16 protein-coding genes are annotated in these 20,697 nt (G+C 63.2%); 3 read left to right on the top strand and 13 right to left on the bottom strand.

Annotation, left to right across the window (positions count from 1 at the left end):
* Positions 1–143: 143 nt before the first annotated feature.
* From AC1DS5_RS12450 to nirB, 7 genes are all read right to left on the bottom strand, one after another.
* Positions 144–1,136: a hypothetical protein gene (locus AC1DS5_RS12450; protein WP_477718572.1), complete on the bottom strand. Its 993-nt coding sequence runs from the start codon at positions 1,134–1,136 to the stop codon at positions 144–146.
* Between the two features lie 201 nt (positions 1,137–1,337).
* Entirely contained in the window at positions 1,338–2,159 is an 822-nt protein-coding gene (gene cobA / locus AC1DS5_RS12445; RefSeq protein WP_477718571.1) for a uroporphyrinogen-III C-methyltransferase, read from the bottom strand.
* Complete coding sequence (ybiB, locus tag AC1DS5_RS12440) at positions 2,156–3,061, bottom strand: DNA-binding protein YbiB (protein ID WP_477718570.1); 906 nt, start codon at positions 3,059–3,061, stop codon at positions 2,156–2,158. Before ybiB ends, cobA begins: the two co-directional genes overlap by 4 nt.
* 42 nt (positions 3,062–3,103) lie before the next feature.
* Positions 3,104–6,112, bottom strand: a complete 3,009-nt coding sequence (locus AC1DS5_RS12435; protein WP_477718569.1) for a nitrate reductase — start codon at positions 6,110–6,112, stop codon at positions 3,104–3,106.
* A 138-nt stretch (positions 6,113–6,250) separates the two neighbouring features.
* Positions 6,251–6,673: a nitrite reductase small subunit NirD gene (gene nirD, locus AC1DS5_RS12430; protein WP_477718568.1), complete on the bottom strand. Its 423-nt coding sequence runs from the start codon at positions 6,671–6,673 to the stop codon at positions 6,251–6,253.
* An 11-nt stretch (positions 6,674–6,684) separates the two neighbouring features.
* Positions 6,685–7,470, bottom strand: coding sequence for a type IV pili methyl-accepting chemotaxis transducer N-terminal domain-containing protein (locus AC1DS5_RS12425; protein WP_477718567.1), 786 nt, complete (start codon positions 7,468–7,470; stop codon positions 6,685–6,687).
* Between the two features lie 34 nt (positions 7,471–7,504).
* The gene (gene nirB / locus AC1DS5_RS12420) at positions 7,505–9,937 is read right to left on the bottom strand and encodes a nitrite reductase large subunit NirB (protein WP_477718566.1); all 2,433 of its coding nucleotides are present in this window, start codon (positions 9,935–9,937) and stop codon (positions 7,505–7,507) included.
* 451 nt (positions 9,938–10,388) lie between these two features.
* Here nirB and AC1DS5_RS12415 point away from each other — a divergent pair, with 451 nt between their 5' ends.
* Both AC1DS5_RS12415 and AC1DS5_RS12410 read left to right on the top strand, forming a co-directional pair.
* The gene (locus tag AC1DS5_RS12415) at positions 10,389–11,681 is read left to right on the top strand and encodes a type IV pili methyl-accepting chemotaxis transducer N-terminal domain-containing protein (RefSeq protein ID WP_477718565.1); all 1,293 of its coding nucleotides are present in this window, start codon (positions 10,389–10,391) and stop codon (positions 11,679–11,681) included.
* A gap of 60 nt (positions 11,682–11,741) precedes the next feature.
* Complete coding sequence (locus AC1DS5_RS12410) at positions 11,742–13,526, top strand: bifunctional protein-serine/threonine kinase/phosphatase (protein WP_477718564.1); 1,785 nt, start codon at positions 11,742–11,744, stop codon at positions 13,524–13,526.
* Between the two features lie 152 nt (positions 13,527–13,678).
* On the opposite strand, the gene AC1DS5_RS12405 is transcribed toward AC1DS5_RS12410, so the two are convergent.
* The 4 genes from AC1DS5_RS12405 to AC1DS5_RS12390 form a co-directional block, all read right to left on the bottom strand.
* Positions 13,679–14,674, bottom strand: coding sequence for a TRAP transporter substrate-binding protein (locus AC1DS5_RS12405; protein ID WP_477718628.1), 996 nt, complete (start codon positions 14,672–14,674; stop codon positions 13,679–13,681).
* A gap of 74 nt (positions 14,675–14,748) precedes the next feature.
* Entirely contained in the window at positions 14,749–16,041 is a 1,293-nt protein-coding gene (locus tag AC1DS5_RS12400; protein ID WP_477718563.1) for a TRAP transporter large permease, read from the bottom strand.
* A gap of 5 nt (positions 16,042–16,046) precedes the next feature.
* The gene (locus tag AC1DS5_RS12395) at positions 16,047–16,547 is read right to left on the bottom strand and encodes a TRAP transporter small permease (RefSeq protein ID WP_477718562.1); all 501 of its coding nucleotides are present in this window, start codon (positions 16,545–16,547) and stop codon (positions 16,047–16,049) included.
* Positions 16,544–17,050 carry a gluconokinase gene (locus AC1DS5_RS12390; RefSeq protein ID WP_477718561.1) on the bottom strand — a complete coding sequence of 169 codons (507 nt, stop codon included), beginning with the start codon at positions 17,048–17,050 and terminating at the stop codon, positions 16,544–16,546. Before AC1DS5_RS12390 ends, AC1DS5_RS12395 begins: the two co-directional genes overlap by 4 nt.
* A gap of 175 nt (positions 17,051–17,225) precedes the next feature.
* On the opposite strand from AC1DS5_RS12390, the gene gntR reads away from it, so the two are divergent.
* Positions 17,226–18,251 (top strand): HTH-type transcriptional regulator GntR, encoded by a 1,026-nt coding sequence (gene gntR, locus AC1DS5_RS12385; RefSeq protein ID WP_477718560.1) that lies wholly within the window; start codon positions 17,226–17,228, stop codon positions 18,249–18,251.
* Between the two features lie 539 nt (positions 18,252–18,790).
* On the opposite strand, the gene AC1DS5_RS12380 is transcribed toward gntR, so the two are convergent.
* On the bottom strand, positions 18,791–20,005 hold the full coding sequence (locus AC1DS5_RS12380; RefSeq protein ID WP_477718559.1) for an MFS transporter: 1,215 nt from the start codon (positions 20,003–20,005) through the stop codon (positions 18,791–18,793).
* A gap of 230 nt (positions 20,006–20,235) precedes the next feature.
* The gene (locus tag AC1DS5_RS12375; RefSeq protein WP_477718558.1) at positions 20,236–20,694 is read right to left on the bottom strand and encodes a chemotaxis protein CheX; all 459 of its coding nucleotides are present in this window, start codon (positions 20,692–20,694) and stop codon (positions 20,236–20,238) included.
* Positions 20,695–20,697 lie beyond the last annotated feature (3 nt).

Below are 20,697 nucleotides of genomic sequence, written 5' to 3'. Positions count from 1 at the left end.
AGCATAGCAATACGTGATGGATGTTTTGGCCTGTCCGCCAAAAAATCCCGCCGTCAGGCCGTGGCCGACAGCTGCGCTTTTAAAACACGAAAGTGTAGCCCGCCGGCATGGTGGCTTGCAGCTTGTGCCGGGAGCTTGTCGGCTTATTGCTTGACGATCACGGGATGGATAGTGAAAACATTTGGATGCTTCGGATTCACCGTGACGCGCACCCAGTGGATCAGCGGACTGCCAAAGGTTTCCAGGCGGGTCAGGTTGGGCAGCAGTTTGCCGGGGCTGTACAGCGGCTTGTCCACCTTGAAGAAATGCGTGTCGCCATGCACCAGCAAGACCTGGCCGGCGAACTGTTCCGTCTCGGCGGTCAGCTTGTCGATGAAGTTGCGATAGCCGCTGAACCTGGCCGCCTTGCTCTCGTCGAGGTCTTCGGTTTCCGGCAAGTCAAACCCAGGATCGGCCTGCATCACCAGAACGATGCCACGCGCTTTCTGCTCCCTGGCGGCCTGAAAAGCCTGCTGCATCCATTGCACGTTGGCCGCGTCGCGCTCAAGGTACTCGGCATTGCCAGCCTCGCATTGAACGGCGGTGCGGGCGCTTTTAAACGTGCAATCCCGTTCGTCCAGGATCAGGTTGTTGTTGCTGCCGGGCATATTCAGGGAGACGAAGACAACCCGGTGATGGCTGAAACGGGTGTTTTCATAAAACTTCTCGGCTGGCTGGCCTTGGTGGATCAGCGGCATCTGGCGCTTGCCCAGGCTGCGGGACGTGGGGAACATGGTTTTACGCAGATGGGCCAGACGCTCCAGCGCATCGTAGCCGCCGTTGTTGAGGCGGTGGCAGTCGGTCCATTCGTTGTCCCCGGGCACATACACGACGGGTCGTCTCATCTGGCCAAACATGGCCAGTGCCGACGTGTAAATGTCATCGGTGCACCGGGAACTGCCGTCCTTGATGTCGCCGTCATACAGCGAGAAGGCGATGTCGGACTGGTTGATGCTTTTGAGCAGTGCGGGAATTTTGGCGTCGTCACCGGCTTTCTGGTACGGCATGTCGCCCCACAGGCCGAATGAGAAGCTTTGCGCCTGGGCGCAGGCCACACTGAGCGCCAGCAGGGCGCCGGCCAATAGGCGGGTTGACATGGGCATCGTCCGATCAAAAATGCGGAGCATAGCCGGTCTGCATGTCAAGTCCATGAAATTCGAAGCGAGTGCGTACGGGAGGCGAAGCGCGTCGCGTTCAAATATGGAGTGGGGCGAGTAACGAAGCACGCCGGCACTCCTGCATGCCACCTCGTGGCTCAACGGTCATCGCGGACCGCAGGGCTCAGGGGCCTCAGCGCCTCAACCAAACTCCCGCAGGTTCTGCTCTTCCGGTTGCTCGGCCAGCAGGGCCACGCCGCGCAGTACATCGCCCACCACGATCACGCTGGGGCTCTGCAGGTGCTCGCGAGCGATCGTGGTGCGCATGCTGGCCAGGGTGGTGACCGCGTGGCGCTGGCCGGGCAGGCTGGCATTCTGGATGATGGCCACCGGGGTGTCTGCGGGCAGGCCCTGCAACAGCTGGTCCTGGATGTGCTGTGAACCCGTCACACCCATGTAGATCACCAGGGTGAGCCTGGCTTGCGCTGCCGTTGCCGCCAAGGCGGCCCAGTTGGTGCCGGCATCACCGGGCTTGGCGTGGCCGGTCACAAACACCACGCCATGCGCATGCTGGCGGTGCGTGAGCGGCACGCCCAGCGAGGTCACGGCGGCCAGCCCGGCGGTGATGCCGTTGATGACTTCCACCTCCACGCCGGCAGCCTTCAGGTGCTCGACTTCTTCGCCACCGCGGCCGAAGATGAAGGGATCGCCGCCCTTGAGTCGTACGACGTTTTCGCCCTCCCGGGCCGCCATGATCATGAGCTTTTCGATAAAGGCCTGCGGAGTGGATTTGCAGCCGCCGCGCTTGCCCACATGGACAATGCGCGCGCCGGGTCGCGCAAAGGCGACGATTTCGTCACTGACGAGGTCGTCGACCAGCAGGACGGTGGCGTTCTGGATGGCCTTGAGGGCCTTGAGGGTGAGCAGCTCCGGGTCGCCCGGGCCGGCGCCGACAAGAAGGCACTTGCCGCCGGGCATCAGGTTGCGTCTGTCATGGTGGGCGGGTTGGATTTTGCTTTTCATAGTTGCGAGACCAGTTGCAAGATATGTTCCACCTGCCGGGCAATCGATGCGGGTACGGCATGTGTACCCGAGAGGACCGCGCGGATATACGCGGCGGTGCTGGCGCTGTCGATTTCTTTAGGCAGGTCTGGCACGCTGGCCAGGGTGCCCGGCTGCGCGGCCTGCAGCAGAGTGCGCCGGCCGGCGATAAAGGCTTCCATTTGCGGTGTGCGGCGCGCGTCCGCCACCACCTCGCCCTCGGTGCCGCGCAGCAGCAGGGCGTTGGCTCCGATGAGCTCGAAGATCTGCCCCATGGAAATCGCGTATTCGGGATGGGTGTAGCTGCTGACCACCAGCGCCTTGCCCAGGCAGGGGTTCATGATCTTGACCAGGCTGTGCGCCGGGTTGCGCAGCCCCACGGCACGCCGCACGTCCAGCAACTGCTTGAGGCCGGGGCAAAGCAGTTCGGTGGCGGCAAAGGCCACCTCGCCGCATGCGATGGTTCTGGTAGCTGTCAGCGCGTGGATATCAAGGGCTGAGAGCACGTCTGATGCAAAAATCCGGCTGGACTCGGTGGCTGTGCCGTGCACCAGCACCGGCAATCCTTCGCGCGCCAGCAGCAGCGCCAGCAGGGGCGTGAGCACCGGCAGCTTGCGGGCGCCGTTGTAGCTGGGCAGCACGACCAGGGGTCGGTCGGTAGCGGGCAGGTGGCTCAGCCGCTGGTAGGTGGCGTCCAGAAAGCCCGCCATCTCTTCCGGGGTTTCGCCCTTGATGCGCATGGCCAGGCAAAAGCCGCCAATTTCGAGATCGGTCACCGTGCGGTCCAGCACCTGGCCGAACAGGTCGCTCGCCTGTTCGCGCGTGATCGAACGCGCGCCCTGCTTGCCACGACCGATGACCTTGATGTACTGACTAATGCCCATGAGGCAATTGTCTGTCAAGAAAGATAACTTTTCATTATGAGCTTAAGCGAGCTGCCGGATCGGGATCACCGTACGCCCGGCGGGCCCCGCCCCGGGAGGTTGCCCACTTCTGGCGGAGCGCACCAGCCGTTTGAGTTCAGGGACACAGGAGCCGCAGTTGGTGCCGCATTTCAGTGCGCCCTGCAGCGAGGCCAGGCGCTCCTCGTCGGTGCCCAGGTAGCCGGCTCCGCCCTCACCATGGCTGAGCGCGGTCAGGTGATCGGCGATGGCCGTGTCAGTCACGTTCAGACAGGTGCAGACCTGTTTGCCGCGCGACTGCACCGTGACAGGCGGTTTGGCGCCGGGCAGCAGCAGCAGGCGACCGTAGGTCTGTGCCGGGAGTTCGTCCTGCAGCAGGGTCTTGATCCACGCCTGGGCGCTGGTGTCGCCGGCGAGCACAAACCCGGCCAGCTCGGCCTGATCGCCGTTGCGAACCAGCCGCACGGTGCGGTGCTGGCCTTTCTTTTTGTCGGCATAGCGCAGCGCGTCGCTGCCGGCCAGACCCAGAATGCGTTCGATGCTGGCCAGCGTTTCGGCGGACGGTGCTTCATCGGCTGCGGCGCGAAACAGCAGGCCGGTGCGTTCGCGGCTGCTCTGCGCAAGCGGCGTGTTGTTGGAAAAGGGCACGCAACTGGAGAAGGGAAACGCCGCCATCAGCGGCTTGAGCTGTTCCCGCGCACCCAGCGCGTCGTCCTCGGGCAGCCAGGCCATGGCCAGCAGCGACCAGGGCAGTTCGGCCTTGAGGATTTTGACCGCGGCATGCTTGAGCTCGGGTTGCTTGGAGCTGGGGCAGTAGGCCGAGGTGGTGAGGGCGTTGACGCCGGCCAGCGGTGCGCCGGTGCTGGACCGGCCGCTCAGGTACTCCTCGCCCCAGTGCATGGCCATGAAGGCCTGGCTCATGCCGATCTCGCTGCTGGACTGCACCGGCACCACGATGGAGCCGCGCTTGGAGGTGACGTGAACCAGGTCGCCTTCATTGAGCAGACGACGAGCCATGTCCTGCGCGTTCATCTGGATGGCCGGCTCGGCCACATGGCCGAACAGCCGCCCCAGCGTGCCGGTGCGGCTCATGCCGTGCCACTGGTCGCGCAGGCGCCCGGTGGTCAGCGAGAACGGATAGCGGGATTCGCGCGGCTCGGCCACCGGCTTGTAGACGGTGTTGACGAATTTGGCCTTGCCATCGGCGGTGGGGAAGATCCCGTCTTCGTACAGGCGAACCTTGCCCGTGGTTTCACCTTCGCGCAGGGGCCATTGCTGGGGCGATTCTTCCAGCATGGCGTAGCTCATGCCGGTGATGTCGAGGTCGCGGCCGCGGGTGGATTCGCGGTGTTCGTTCCAGATGGTTTCAACGCCAGCCGCTTCATCGCTTAGCGAATAAGGAAAGAGCGAGCCTGTTTGCGCACCCTCACTCCTGCCCTCTCCCAGAGGAAGAGGGAGTGAAGAAGGTGAATTGCTTTTCTCTTGTGTCTCTTGTATGACTCCCTCTCCCGTTGGGAGAGGGTTGGGGTGAGGGCTCTGCGCTCCCAGCAGTTTCTCCAGCCGCTGCGCAAAGGCCACGGCAATCGACCAGTCATGCCGGGTCTCGCCGGGGGCGGGCACGGCCGGCCGCACACGGCTGATGCGGCGCTCGCTGTTGGTGACGGTGCCGATTTTCTCGCCCCAGGTGGTGGCGGGCAGCAGCAGGTCGGCGTAATCGCAACTGCTGGTGGTGGCGAAGGCTTCCTGCAACACGACGAACTCGGCCCGCTCCAGCGCGCGGCGCACGGTGGCCTGGTCGGGCATGGACTGGGCCGGGTTGGTACAGGCAATCCACAGGGCCTTGATTTCGCCGTCGGCGGCGGCCTGGAACATTTCGACCGCTGTCTTGCCGGGGGCTTCGGGAACGCTGGGCACGCCCCAGAGCGCGGCAACTTCAGCGCGGTGGTCTGCATTGGCCAGGTCGCGGTGGGCGCTCATCAGGTTGGCCAGTCCGCCGACCTCGCGGCCGCCCATGGCGTTGGGCTGGCCGGTGAGCGAGAAGGGGCCCGCACCCGGTTTGCCGATCTGCGCCGTGGCCAGGTGCAGGTTGATGAGCGCCGCGTTCTTCGCGGTGCCGCTGCTGGACTGGTTCAGGCCCTGGCAGTACAGGCTCAGAGTGGCGGCCGAGGTGGCAAACAGTTTGGCCGCCGTGAACAGGTCTTCTTTCCTGATGCCGCAGGTTTCGGCGACCAGATCGGGCGTGTAGTCGCGTACCGTGGCCTTGAGCGCCTCAAAACCGCTGGTGTGGGCAGCAATGTAGTCTGCCTGGACCCAGCCTTCCCAGAGCATGATGTGCAGCATGCCATTGAAGAGCGAGACATCGGTGCCGGGCTGAATGGGCAGGTACAGGTCGGCAATCTCGGCCGTGTCGGTGCGGCGCGGATCACAGAAGATGATCTTGAGCTGCGGGCTCTTGGCCTTGGCATCTTCAATGCGCCGGAACAGGATGGGGTGTGCGTACGCCGTGTTGCTGCCCACGATGAAGATGCACTGCGCATGGTTCACGTCGTCGTAGCAGGCGGGCGGGGCGTCGGCGCCCAGCGTCTGCTTGTAGCCGGCCACCGCGCTGCTCATGCACAGGCGCGAGTTGGTGTCGACGTTGTTGGTGCCGATCAAGCCCTTGGCCAGCTTGTTGAAGACGTAGTAGTCCTCCGTGAGCAACTGACCCGAAATATAAAAGCCTACGGCATCCGGTCCGTGGTCGCGGATGATCTGCGCAAAGCTCTCGCTGGCGAAGTCCAGCGCGCTGTCCCACGACACGCGTTGCGCCGCCTCGCGGCGGTGCTCGCGCCGCATTGGGTACAGCAGGCGCGTTTGCCGCGTGACAGGCGCCGAGGCCGTCAGGTGCAGGGTCGAGCCCTTGGTGCACAGGCGCCCGAAATTGGCGGGGTGGTCCGGATCACCGCGCACACCCGTGATCTGGTCCCCTTGCGATTCGATGATCACACCACAGCCGACACCACAATAGGGACAGGTAGATCGCGTATCAGCCATGGTCAGCGGAGCTCCGGCTGTATGTGGACGTTAACACAAAGCGATCAGCTGCCCCGGCGGCTGGATGGCAGCAGGGGCGGAGGGATCGCGTTTCTTGCACGGCGGTGTTTGTCATTGAATTTGCGACGTCCCCTGGGCTCACGCCGTGTGCGGTGTCTGCACGTTGAAGCTTTCGTCGCCGATGGCGCCCGACGATGCACCCGGGCCGGCGCGTGGCGGTTTCACATCGACCGCCAGCGTGGCCAGCTCGACCGCATCCAGGAACACGTCGCCAGCTTCCACCTTGCACGCAAACTTCGTGGTGCAGCCTACGTCTGGCGCCTTGGCGCAGCCGTCATCCAGGCCAATCGTCCAGTTGTGAAGCGGGCAGGCCACGCTGGTGCCAAAGACAATCCCCTGCGACAGGGGGCCGCCTTTGTGCGGGCAGCGGTCGAGCAGTGCAAACACCTGGTCTTCGGAATTGCGAAACACGGCGACATCGATGCCTTTTGCGCGCGCCACCCGGCGCGAGCCGAGTACGGGGATCTCATTGACCAGGCAGATTTTTTTCCATTCACTCATGATGGGGCTCTTTATGCGTTGATATTGGTGTACATACCGGTGATGCGGTCCATGACGCTCAGCAGGTTTTCGCTGGACACGAACACATCGGCCATCATTTTTGGCGAGGATCGCACGCCGTCCAGCCGCTGCAGGCCCTGGTCGAAGAAGATCCACTGCGCGTCGGCGAGGGTCTGTTCTTCCTTGATCTTCGAGGTCGCCTCGGGCGCTTTGCGCAGCACTTCCAGCGCGGCCACGAATTCAGCGCGCGACTTTCCGATTTCCGCAATGCTGCCCTGCGGGTCCACATGCAGCGCATTGGCCAGGTAGAACTTGGCCATGCGCTGCGACAGCATGCGCTGGCGGCCCGCGATGTTGACGAGCTTGCCCAGCGTGGCCTTGCCTGCGGCCTGCTCGTACTGCATCGTGCCCTGGTGGGCCAGCGCCAGGATATTCGCGTCCAGCTGGATCAACTGGGGCGCGTGTTCCTTGCCGGGCACGGTGCCGACCAGCACGGACTTGAATTCGCTCCAGGCGCCTTCGAGCTTGGCGTAGGTGTTGCGAATGTCCGGGCTGGGCGCATAGGCCTTCAGCTCGACCAGCTGGCGGTCGAACGTGGCCATCGAGCGGTCCAGCACCTGCTGGGCACTGCCGGCTTCCACTTTTTGGATGAGGGCCAGGTAAGCCTTGCTCATGCGCTGCGACAGCATGCGCAGGCGACCCGCCTTGTTGATCGCATCGTGTATATCGGCCACCTGCGAGTGAGCCGTCACGCCGACCAGGGCCGCAGACGCAATGAAAATTCTTCGCTTGATCATCAGTATTCCTTTGTTCTTTGTTATGTCTGCGCGCTCAGGCCGGCAGCTTCTCAAACTGGCGGGTGTCCACCGACGCCTTGTCGGCTTCGAACCACGGATCGGGTTCGCCGTCCAGTGCAAACTGCAGCTGCTCCCACAGCGCCTTGCGGCCGGCGTGGTCCTCCAGAATGCGCTTCTTGACGTAGTCGAGGCCGACGCGGTTGACATAGTGCACGGTGCGCTCGAGGTACCAGCCTTCCTGGCGGTACAACTCGCAGAAGGCGCCGGTGTATTCCAGCACTTCCGCTGCGGTCTTGAGCTTGGTGAAGAAGTGGGCAACCTCGGTCTTGATGCCGCCGTTGCCGGCAATGTACATTTCCCAGCCCGAATCCACGCCGATGATGCCCACGTCCTTGATGCCGGACTCCGCGCAGTTGCGCGGGCAGCCGCTCACCGCGAACTTGACCTTGTGCGGCGCGTACATGCGCCACATCGCGCGCTCCAGGTCCTTGCCCATCTGCGTGCTGTCCTGCGTGCCCATGCGGCACCATTCGCTGCCCACGCAGGTCTTCACCGTGCGCAGCGCCTTGGCGTAGGCGTGGCCGGAAGGCATGCCGATGTCCTTCCAGACGTTCTGCAGGTCTTCCTTCTTCACGCCGAGCAGGTCGATACGCTGGCCGCCGGTGACCTTGACCGTCGGGATCTTGTACTTGTCCACCGCGTCGGCGATGCGGCGCAGTTCGTCGGCGGTCGTCTCGCCGCCCCACATGCGCGGGATGACGGAATACGTGCCGTCTTTCTGGATGTTGGCGTGGCTGCGCTCGTTGATGTATCGGCTTTGCGGGTCGTCCTTGGCTTCCTTGGGCCACGTGCTGATGAGGTAGTAGTTGACGGCCGGGCGGCAGGTGGCGCAGCCGTTGGGCGTCTTCCATTCCAGGAACTTGTGCACACTGGCAATGGTGAGCAGCTTGTTGGTGCGGATGGCGTCGCGCACGGCCTGGTGGCCATGATCGGTACAGCCGCACATGGCCTTGAGCTTGGGCGTGGCTGAATAGTCACCGCCGGCGGTGAACATCAAAATCTGTTCGACCAAACCGGTGCAGGAGCCGCAGGAGGCGCTGGCCTTGGTGTGCTTGCGCACTTCATCCAGGGTGAACAGGCCTTTTTCCTTGATCGCCTTGCAGATCGTGCCCTTGTTCACGCCATTGCAGCCGCAGACCTCAGCCTCGTCGGGCATGGCGGCCGCCTTGTTGTGGCCTTCGTGGCCGGCATCGCCTATGTTGGATTCGCCAAATACCAGCTTGTCCCGAATGTCGCCAATACTGCGCCCATCGCGCAACAGCTTGAAGTAGTAGCTGCCGTCGACGGTGTCGCCGTAGAGGCAGGCGCCAATCAGCTTGTCGTTCTTGATCACGAGTTTTTTGTAGACACCACCGAAGGGGTCGCTCATCACGATTTCTTCGGTGCCTTCGCCGCCCATGAACTCGCCGGCCGAGAACAGGTCGATGCCGGTGACCTTGAGTTTGGTGGAGGTGAGCGAGCCCGTGTAACGGCCAATGCCGAACTGCGCCAGGTGATTGGCGGCCACCTTGGCCTGCTCGAACAGCGGCGCCACCAGGCCGTAGGCGATGCCGCGGTGCGCAGCGCACTCGCCCACCGAGTAAATGCGGGCATCGGTCACGGTCTGCATGGTGTCGTTGACGACGATGCCGCGATTGCAGTGCAGGCGCATCTTTTCGGCCAGTTCGGTGTTGGGGCGGATGCCCACGGCCATCACCACGAGATCGGTGTCGAGCTCGGTGCCGTCCTTGAACTTGATGGACTTGACACGGCCATCGGCACCGCCGGTGAGTTCCTGGGTTTGCGCGCCAATCATGAATTTGAGGCCGCGGTCTTCCAGCGACTTTTGCAGCAGCTTGCCCGCTACATCGTCGAGCTGGCGCTCCATGAGCCAGGGCATGACGTGAACCACGGTAACCTCCATGCCGCGCAGCATGAGGCCATTGGCCGCTTCCAGGCCCAGCAGGCCGCCGCCGATCACCACGGCTTTCTTGTATTTCTCGGAGGCTTCGATCATCGCGTTGGTGTCTGCAATGTCGCGGTAGGCGATCACGCCCTGGAGGTCTTTGCCGGGCACCGGCAGGATGAAGGGGTTGGAGCCGGTGCACATCAGCAGCCGGTCGTATTTCTCTTCGGTGCCGTCGTCGGCGCGCACGACGCGGCGGACGCGGTCGACTTCAACAACCTTCTTGCCGGCGTGCAGCGTGATGTGGTTGTCCTTGTACCAGTCCCAGCTGTTCAGCACGATCTCGTCGAGCGTCTGCTCGCCGGCCAGCACCGGGCTGAGCAGGATGCGGTTGTAGTTGGGGTGCGGCTCGGCACCGAAGACGGTGATGTCGTACAGCTCGGGTGCGACCTTGAGCAATTCCTCGATGGTGCGAACCCCCGCCATGCCGTTGCCGACCATTACCAGTTTCGATTTTTTCATGGGGTCACTCCAGTGGATTCAATGTTGTAAGTGCAAGCGTCATGCCAAACCTGCCGCGACTGAGCGCCGGCAACGCAGGGCCGACCAGTCGCAAGGCCGTGGTCTCGCAGCTGCCCACGCGGGCAGCCGAGCCTATGGCTTTGCAGCCCGATGGACTATGGAAAAATGAGGTAGGAACCATGATGCTCTCTCCTGTCAAACAGGGAACCGGCGGTAAAACCGGTATGAGGCACATCAATACGCACGTCGTTATGCGCAGAACCCGCAGTGCTTTCGCTAAGGTTGGGCGCTCCGTTACGCCCGCGATTGTTAGTGCAAAATCTGTGCCAGATTCCCGGCCCGAAAGCTGCATGGCATCGGCGGGGGCGGCTTCAGGGCGCGCGGCGGGGTGTCGCACAGGCCGTTTTTCTCTCATACTCCCTCTTAACCCATTGATTTTTATGACTTCCGTATGACTTCCGCATTGGTACATCTGAACGGCCCGCCGGGCGTGCATCCGCTGGCGTCCGACCTCGAGGCGGCCGGAATCCAGGTTCTCGGCTGCATCGAGGAGCGCAGCAAACTGGTGCAGGAGGTGCTGCGGCACGCACCAGACCTGGTGATTTGCCATGACTCGATGCCGGATGAGGAGCTGTTCAGGGCACTGCAGGTCATTGGGGAGACCTCGCCGCGTCCCGTCATCGTGTTCACCAGTGACGGCGACGCCGAAAAGCTCACGCGGGCCTTGGCTGCGGGTGTTCATGCCTATGTCATCAATGGCTATGGCCAGCAGCGCCTGCGCTCGCTCATTCATCTGGCCCAGGCCCGCTTCAGCCGCGAGCAGGCCTTGCGGGCGGAGATGTTTGAGGTGTCACGCCGCCTGGAAGAGCGTAAGGTGGTGGACCGTGCCAAGGGCATCCTGATGCGCGCGCGCCAGGTGTCGGACGACGACGCGTTCCAGATGCTGCGCACCGCCTCCATGCACACCAACCAGCGCCTGGGCCAGGTGTCGCAGCAGATCATCCATTCGGCCCGCTTTGCGGAAGACGTCAACCGTTCCGGACAGTTGCGCATGCTGTCGCAGCGGCTGGTCAAGCTGGCCTTGCAGCAATTGGCTGGGGTGCAGGTCGCGCAGGCCAAAGAGCACCTGAAGGAGTCCGTTCTGCGCATTGACGCAAATATTGCGGCCCTCGGCAAAAGCCTGTCCCAGCCCACCTTTGGGGACTTATTGGGGCAGGTCGTCCAGACGTGGGGCCAGCTCAAGCAGGCATTGCAGGACGAACCGCAGGCTCGCCACATGGGCCCGCTCGACGAACTCGCCGAGCAGCTGCTGCAGGAAGCCGAGCGGCTGACCAGCAGCCTGGAAAATGCGGGTGCCATGCCCCCGCTGCAGGTCCTCAACCTGGCAGGCCGCCAGCGCATGCTCAGCCAGCGTTTCGCAAAATATGCCCTGCTCGAGGCGATGGGGGGCAGGGCCGCCACGTCGCGCTACATCGAGGGCATGGCCGAGTCCCGGGTGGCCTTCGAGCAGGCGCTGAAATACCTGAACGAAATCCCCCTCACCAGCGGGGACATCCGCACCTCGCTGGACGCTGCCGCCGCGTGCTGGGAGCAGATGCTGACTGGCGCCGCACCCGTCGGGCAGGGTGCCCCGGAACTGCTGGCGCGCCTGGAGCGCCTGGCCGTGGCCAGCGAGGAATTGCTGGATGCATTCGAGAAGCTGTCGGTGCATTACGAGCGCAGCATGCAGATGCTGGTGGGGTAACGGGCGTGTTTTATATTGCAGTGCACCAAATTCGGGCATGGGACTTGCTTATGTTGGTGCATGGCATTTGACCTGGACATTGGCTTCGCAACGCTTGCGGGCCGCAAAGACAGCAACGAGGATTTCTGCGCAGCCATGCTGCCGGAGCCCGGCCGGGAGGGAATGGGTTCCATTGTGGCGATTGCCGACGGCGTGAGCACCGGCGGCATGGGCAAAGAGGCGGCGCAAACCACCGTCACCAGCCTGGTACGCGATTACTACGGCACGCCTGAAACCTGGGACACCACGGTGGCGCTGGACCGGATCATTGGCGCGCAAAACGCCTGGCTGGCGGGCCTGAACCGGCGCAGGCATCCGGCGATCGGACTGACCACCCTGACGGCCGTGGTGTTGCGGGGGCAGTCGTATTCGCTGGCCCATGTCGGCGACACCCGCGCTTACCTGCTGCGTGCCGGGCACCTGGTGCAGCTGACCAGCGACCATGTGGTCGATCACCCGGACTTCCGGCACCAGCTGCTGCGTTGTGTGGGTGCGGAAGACCGCCTGGTGGTGGACTACTCCCAGGGTGACCTGCAGGTGGGCGATATTTTCGTGCTGCTGTCTGATGGGGTGCACAACGTACTGTCGGGCAAGCGGCTCGATGCCCTGGTTTTGCCCGCCAGCATTCCCGGGCATGCCGGAGACACCGGGGTTGACGCGAAAACCCTCAGCCAGCAGCTGGTTGATGCCGCGATGGCCGCAGGCACGACGGATAACGTCACCGCCCTGGTGGTGCGCGTGCTGGGCTTGCTCGATGCGAACCTGCAGGATGAAAACCGCCAGGCGCTGGCCTTGCCGGTGCCGCGGCGGCTCAAGGTAGGCAGTGTGCTGGATGGCCTGTCCGTGACGGCCCTCGTTGCAGACAATGGCGTCAACCTGCTCTACCAGGTACGGGATGTCGCGAGCCAGAAACTCTATGCCATCAAGACGCTGCACCCCGCACGGGCGCAGGATCCCGAGGAGCGCGCCATGCTGGCCCACGAAGCCTGGCTGGCCAAGCGCATGCAGTCGTCTCGCGCGGCCGACCATCTTGTCAACCTGCATGACCATCCGCCGGGCGTCGAGGCAGCCAGTGCCTTTTATCTGCTCTACGACTGGCATGCCGGTGAAACGCTTCAGCAGCAACTCGACCGCAAGCATGCCTTCAACCTGCCGCAGGTCCTGACGGTGGCCACCCAGGCTGCGAAAGCCCTCGGCCGCCTGCACCGCCAGAGTGTGATCCACCGCGACATCAAGCCCGCCAACCTGCACCAGGGTGAGGACGGAATTCTTCGCGTGCTCGATCTGGGGGTTGCCCTGACGGGCCGCGAGCCCGAGGCCATGCGCCAGCTGCATGCCGGAACGCCCAGCTACATCAATCCCGAGCAGTGGGGTTTTGGTGTCAAGACCGGCGGGGCCAGCAGCGACCTGGCCGCAGAGTTGCCTGATGCGCAAAGCGACCTGTTCGCGCTCGGCGTGACGCTGTACCAGCTGCTGACCGGCAAGCTCCCGTATGGCGAGGTGCTGCCCTATCAGGCGGGGCGCTACTACCACGACCCGATTCCGCCAAGCCGCCACAACCCCGAGGTACCGATCTGGCTGGACCATGTGGTGTTGAAGGCCGTGGCGCGCGACAAGCGCCAACGCTTCGAGACGGCCGAGGAGCTGCTGCTGGCGCTGGAACGGGGCGCCTCGCGGCCATTGACGGCGCCGCCCGCATCCCGCCTGATCCAGCGGGATCCCGCTGCGCTGCTGAAGGTCGGCCTGGTGATCAGTGTGGTGGTGAACCTGCTGCTGATTTACTGGCTGCTGTTCCTGCCGAAATAATCATGGCGGGCCGCGTGGCGCGCTGCATGGCGCCACAGCCCGGCAAGTGAGCACGGAAAAAGGACAGGGCAGAGGGTAGGGGAGTTTCCGGCCATCCGGCTTTCCACCTCCCACCCTGCTTCAGCTTCAGCGTGGCCCTGGTATGCAGGCGCTTACTTCTTGCTGCGGATTTTCATCAATTCGTTCTGCGTTTCGATCCAGGTCTCCATGCCGACATCCGCACCGATCAGGGCGTAGACCTTGGTCAGCTTGTTGCGCATGCGCGAAGCTTCGCCGTCGGACAGTTCGTTGACCTTCATGCCCTTGGCCTTGAGTTCGGCCACGGCTTGCGCGGCTTCCTGGCGGGTGTCCTTGCGCTCGAAGTCGCGGCTGGCCTTGGCCGCGTCCATCAGCACCTTCTGCTCGTCTTTCGAGAGCTGATCCCACCATTTCTTGCTGACCAGAACTATCCACGGGCTGTACACGTGATTGGTCACGGTCAGGTATTTCTGCACCTCATAAAACTTGCTCGACAGGATGGTGTTGTAAGGATTTTCCTGGCCATCCACCGTGTTGGTCTCCAGTGCGCTGAACAGCTCCGAGAAGGCCATGGGAACGGCGTTGGCGCCCAGCGTCTTGAAGCTGGTGAGAAAGACGTTGTTCTGCATCACCCGCAGCTTGATGCCATCGAGGTCTTCCATCTTGTTGACCGGGCGCTTGCTGTTGGTCAGGTTGCGAAATCCGTTTTCCCAGTACACCAGGCCGACCAGTCCCTTGTCCTGCAGCTTGGCCTTGACTTTCTCGCCAATCGGGCCGTCCAGCAGCTGGTCCGCCTCGCGCGCGTTGCTGAAGAGGAAGGGCGTGTCCCACAGCGCCATCTCCTTGGTAATGCCCACCAGCGTGGCGGTGGATCCCACCATCATCTCCTGCGCGCCGCCAATCAGGGCTTGCTGCATCTGCGTATCGGGGCCCAGCGCTGCCGCGCCGATGGCCCGCACCTTCATCTTGCCGCCGGAGGCCTTTTCGACCTGGTCGGCAAAGACCTTGGCGGCGCGGCCCTGGTTGCTCTGCTCGTTCAGGCCATAGCCGAAGCGGATCAGGCGGGGTTTGATGTCTTGCGACAGGGCGGCAAACGACGCGGTCAGCGCGGCTGCGGCGGTAAGGGCCATCAGGGTACGGCGGAAATGAATCACGGAAGTCTCCTTGGTTTGGAAGTGAAAATGAAAGAGGTCAGAGAAAGCGGTCAGCGCATCCACGCAACGGGTGCGGTGACGATCTGCGGGAACATGACGAACACGGAAAGGATCAGCAGGTAGGTGACGAGGAAGGGGTTGACCCCCTTGATGACCTGGTGCATCGACAGCCGGCCGACGCCCGCCACGACGTTGAGCACGGTGCCGACCGGCGGCGTGATCAGGCCGATGGCGCCGTTGAGGATGAACATCAGCCCGAAGTACACCGGGTCGATGCCGGCCTTGACCGCGATCGGCAGCATGACCGGCGCAAAGATCAGGATGGTCGGCGTCAGGTCCAGCGCCGTGCCGATGATGACCAGCGTGACCATCATGACGGCCATCAGCAAGCGGGGGCTCTGCACCAGCGGGCCCAGCCAGGACACCAGCACGCTGGGCAGGTCGGCCAGCGTGATCATGTAGCTGGCGACCTGCGCACCGGCGCACAGAAACATCACGATGGCGGTGGTCTTGGCCGCCCGAACCAGCACACCATGCACTTCGGTGAGTTTCATTTCGCGGTGCACAAACAGGGCCACCACCAGCGCGTAGAAAGCAGCCACCACGGCAGCTTCTGTCGGCGTGAAGATGCCCGACTTCATGCCGCCGATGATGATGAGGGGCATCAGCAAGGCCCAGAAAGCCTTGGCGGTGGCGCGCAGGCGCTCTGCCATGGACAGGGGCTCACCGGAAGGCAGCTCGATCTTGCGCAGCACCAGCTTCCAGGCCACGATGAGGCCCGCACCCATGATCAGCCCCGGCACGATGCCGGAGATAAACAGCGCCGATATCGACGTGTTGGTGGTAACGCCGTAAATCACGAAGGGCATGGACGGCGGGATGATGGGCGCGATGATGCCGCCCGAAGCAAGCAGGCCCGCGGAGGTGTGCATCGGGTAGCCCTGCTGGCGCATCATGGGCAGCAGGATGGTGGCCAGCGCGGCCGTGTCGGCCAGCGCCGACCCGCTCATGCTGGCCATCAGCACGGCAGCGCCAATGGCGACAAAGCCGAGGCCGCCGCGGATGTGGCCCACCCAGGCCTGGGCCATGGCGATGATGCGGCGGCTGATGCCGCCCGAGTTCATCAGCTCGCCGGCCAGGATGAAAAACGGAACCGCCAGCAGCGGAAAGCTGTCCACGCCGGCCACCAGGTTTTGCGCCAGCAGCTGCGTGTCCCAGAATCCGAGCACCCAGGCCATGCCGGCGCCTGTCAGCACCAGCGCCAGGGCCATGTTCATGCCGATGCCCATCAGCAGCAGCATGCCCGCGGAAAAAATAATGAATGCCAGGCCTTCGTTGCTCATGCTGCTTACTCCACTTCCACACCGTGACCGAGGTCCAGCGGTGTGCGTTTAATCAGTTCGACGAACGCCATCAGCCCGATGGCTGTCGCGCACAAAAAGGCCGGCAGGGGCAACAGCGCCGTCGGGTAGCCCAGCACCACGGAACGGCTGTCCATGCCGACAACCACCTGTTGCCACGCGCCCCAGGCCAGCAAGGCGCTGCCCAGCAGCACCAGCAGCCGGATCAGCAGCGTCATGCCTGTCATCAGGCGGGGCCGGTTGCGCAGGGCCCCGACCAGCGACGTGAATGCCATGTGTTCGCCGGCCGGGTAAGCGGCCGTGGCGCCAATGAAAACCATCCAGACGAACAGCAGGCGGGAAAGCTCTTCGCTGGCTGCGACGCCGCTGCCGAAGCCATAGCGCAGAACGACGTTGACAAAGACGGCAACCGCCATCACGCCCAGGCAAATGGCCATGGCGGTGTTGCTCAGCCGCCGGAAAACGCCGGACGGTTCTTCCTGATTCATGCTTGCTCCTTGGTGCCCAGCCACGCGGTGACTTCGGCTTGCAGTTGTGAAATGGGGGCCAATGCATCGACGGACAGCACGCCGACCTCGCCGGTGGGCGGCTCCAGTGCGGCAAACTGGCTGTCGACCAGGCTGGTGGAAAAGAAATGCGTCGCGGCGCGGGCTTGCACGCGGGCCTGGGACTGCGCACGGCTGATCTCAAGGTAAACAAACCGCAGCCCGGGGGCGGCTTGGCGCAGCCGTTCGCGGTAGCTGCGCTTGAGCGCCGAGCAGGTGAGGACCAGCCCGCCGGGATGTGCCCGCAACTCGGCACTGAGCCTGCCCAGCCAGCCATCGCGGTCCGCGTCGGTCAGTGCGATGCCCTGGCTCATTTTGGCCAGGCTCTCGGAGCTGTGGTGGTCATCTCCCTCAATCAGCTGCAGGCCGGTGAGTTGGGCAACCGCCCGTCCCAGGCTGGACTTGCCGCAACCGGCCACACCCATGATGACGATGGAATCACTCATTTTGAAAATTGGATAGCGCTATCCCAATGGGTTTAAAAAAATAGCGGCCGATTTTGGACTTCTCCCCCAGAAGAATTTCACTTCCAGTTAGGGAATTCCCATGGCTCGCTTACGTTTGGATAGCGCTATCCTATGCGAATATGATCATTTGCCAACTCAGTAGTTACCCTAAACCATGAACTCACACCCAGCACGACCCCGTGCGACTGGCCGCGTGACGCTCGCCGATGTGGCGCAAGCAGCCGGCGTGAGTCCCATCACGGTTTCGCGTGCCCTGCGGGGCGAGCGAGCGGTCGACCCCGAGCTGGTGGCCCGTGTCCAGGCGTCGGCCAGCAAGCTGGGCTATGTGCCGGACCCGGCGGCGCGGGCGCTGGCGTCGCGCCACAGCTCCCATGTGGCGGTGCTGATACCGATGCTGTCCAACGCCCTGTTCGTCGACCTGCTCGAAGCGGTCCAGCGGACCTTGCGTCCCGCCGGCTTCCAGACCCTGATTGGCATCACGCACTACGATGCGAGCGAGGAAGAGCATTTGTTGCGCGAGCAGTTGCTGCACCGCCCGGCCGGGCTCATGGTGACCGGACTCGAGCGCAACGACGCCACCCGCGCCCTGATCCTGCAGAGCGGCGTTCCCTGTGTTCACCTGATGGACGCGGCCGGTGTGCCGGGCCTGTACTGCGTCGGCTTCTCGCAGGCCGATGCCGGTGCCGAGATGACGCGCCATTTGCTGCAAAGAGGTCGCCGGCGGATCGCGTTTGCCGGCGCGCAGCTGGACCCGCGGACGCTGCAGCGCTTGGAGGGCTGGCGCCGTGAGCTTGGCTCAGCAGGTCTTTATGCGCCGCAGCTTGAATGGCTGAATCCGGCGCCTTCTTCACTCGCACTCGGTGCGCAAATGTTTGAGCAAATCATGGGGCAGCAGCCTGCGGTGGACGCGGTGTTCTTCTGCAATGACGACCTGGCGCAAGGCGCTTTGCTGGCCGCCTTGCGCCTGGGCATTGAAGTGCCGGGGCGGGTCGCTATTGCCGGGTTCAACGACTTGACCGGAAGCGACCAGATGCTGCCGACCCTCACCACGGTTCGCACGCCGCGCGCTGAAATCGGCACGGCGGCTGCCGGCATGCTGCTGGCCCTCATGCATGGTGATCCGGTGGCGGAACCCTGCGTGAATGTAGGCTACGAACTGGTGGTGCGCGGTAGCACCTAGTACTCCGACCCTGAAATATCGAAACATGAAAGCGCGCCTTCGAACCCATGCCGTCGTTGCAAATCCTCGCCATAGCTAGGGCTATGTCTGCGGTTTGCGCCTAGGCCTGGGCCCGAATCCATCGCTTTCATTGTGTTCCGATACCTCTGTGTCGAAGTACTAGTCACGCAAGAGAGCAAGAGGTTTTGTGCCCGGCTCAGGCGCTACGCGCTCTACCGCCTTTTTGTCTTCGGCTACTTGCTGCGCGGGTTTCCCTCCGCGTCGCGAATCTAGTGTGGTGTTGCACGCTATCCGGCACCTAAAACCGCGTCTTTTCGTCCATGGCGGCGTTGCAAATCCGCGCAATAGCGGGGCTATTGCTGTGGTTTGCGCCTTGCCCTGAACAAAAATCCATCGGTTTTATTGGTGCCGTCAAGCATGCAACACCACACTGCCTGTGACGAAAGCGGGGTCACGCCGGAACGACGCGCGCACGACCTCCCTTTTAGCCTCGCAGAAAGGATGGCAAAAGGTGCTGGGCACCTTTTATCGCTTCGCTCTCACGCGCTTCGCGCGCGGCCACCCTTTTCCGCCCAGGTGCGGGTCCAGCGGATCTGCATGACGCGGAGCATCGCCAGCATGATCAGCGACAGCACGGCAAAAAATATGAAGCCCCACATGTAGGTCGTGGTGTATTGTTTGGACAGGCCCATGGCATTGGGAACAAGGCCGCCGCCCAGTGCGCCGATTTCGCCAATCATGGACCCTGCGACTGCAGTAGCCAGCGGCCAGCGCAACGGCACCAGCTGGAACAGCGCGCCGTTGCCGGCGCCGAGTGCCGCAAAGCACAGCATCAGCAGCAGTGTGGTGGCAACCAGGGAGGAGGTGGCCAGGCCGCAGGCAATCAGCGTGACGGCAATCGTCAGCATCACCACACTCAGGGTATTAACGCCACCCCAGCGGTCCGAAATCCAGCCGCCAAAAATGCGCAGCGCCGCGCCCATGAAGGCCGCGAGCATGGACAACTGGCCGGCCTGCACCTTGCTCACGCCGAACTGGTCGTAGTAGTAGGACGGCAGAAAGGTCGCCAGGCCGATGAAGCCGCCGAAAGTCACGGCGTAGAGCAGGCTGAAGGCCCAGCCGTCTTTTTCGAACAGGCACGCCACGTGTTCGCGCAGGCTGGCGTGGCTGTCAACGTCGTCTGGCTCCTTAGCAAACAAAATCATGGCGGCCATCGGCAGCAGCATGGCCAGCGCGGCAATGCCATAGACCGACTGCCAGCCGAAACGCTGGGCCAGCGCGGGCGCTACCAGCACCGAGACGGCCGTGCCCACGTTGCCCGCACCGACCAGACCCATGGCCAGGCCTTTGTAGCGGGCCGGGAAAGAGCCAGAACCCAGGCTGAGCGCCACGCCAAAACTGGCGCCGGCAATGCCGAGCAGCACACCCATGGCCAGCAGGCTGTTATAGGAGTCGACCAAAAAATAGCCGAACAGCAGCGCGACCATGATCATGCCCATCTCGACCAGCGTGGCGTTTTTTCGGCCGATGTACTGGGCCAGCACGCCGAGCGGAAAGCGCATCAGGGCCCCGGCAAAAATAGGAATCGACAGCATCACGCCTTTTTGCGTGGGCGACAGGCCGTAGGTTTCTGAAATGAAGGGCGCCATGGCGCCGTTCATGACCCAGATGCAGCACGAAAACGCGAAGTAGAAAAACGCTGCGCCCAGCGTTGGCCCGTGGCCAGCCTTGAGAAAATTACGAAACCCCAGCATGGTGCAAACCTTCTATGAAGATGATTGATTCACAGAATGAGTGCGAAAATCATGCCACCTTGGGGCATGGAAAGTGCACTGTTGCGGCGCAATTCTGGCCGAAAAACCGGGGTATTTTGGTGCGGCGCACAAATACCGTGCGCGCCCATGCCGTAGCAGGGCGGTTTGTTTGTCCAGGCGCTGTTTTGGCGGTCTGTCTGCTGTCCGCTCCTGCTATCTGTGTCGTCCGATCAGTGCCTGCGCTCCATGTCCACGCACACCAGGGCCTCGTAGTGGCTCCAGCGCAGGGTGATCACATACGGATGCTTGCGCACCCTCGCCTTGATGCCTTGCACGCCCTGCAGCTTGATGGGAACCGAGATCTGAAGTTCCGGTCCCAGGGCCTTGCGGGCATTGCCGGCCAGGGTGTTGGCGATTTCGCCGACAGCGTCCAGCAGGTTGCTGTCGCTCAGGTCGGTCTCGTGCTGCAGCAGCAAGATCTCGCGCACCAGTTTGGCCGGCATCGAGACGATGACATGGCCGTTGTGGCTGCCTGAAAAAGTGACGAGGCCGTTGAATTCAAAGCCTTCAACATCGCCCGTCCCGAGAAAGGCCGAGGTGATCTGGGGCTCTTGCCGGGTGGTGACCTTCAGGTAATGCCGGATGGAGTCAATGAACAGTTTGAGGTCGGTTTCGTTGAGCGTGGCCACAAA

The organism is Polaromonas sp. P4_H1 (assembly GCF_056400945.1).
The sequence above is the reverse complement of the archived record's forward strand: the minus strand, read 5'-3'. Positions and strand labels throughout refer to the sequence as shown.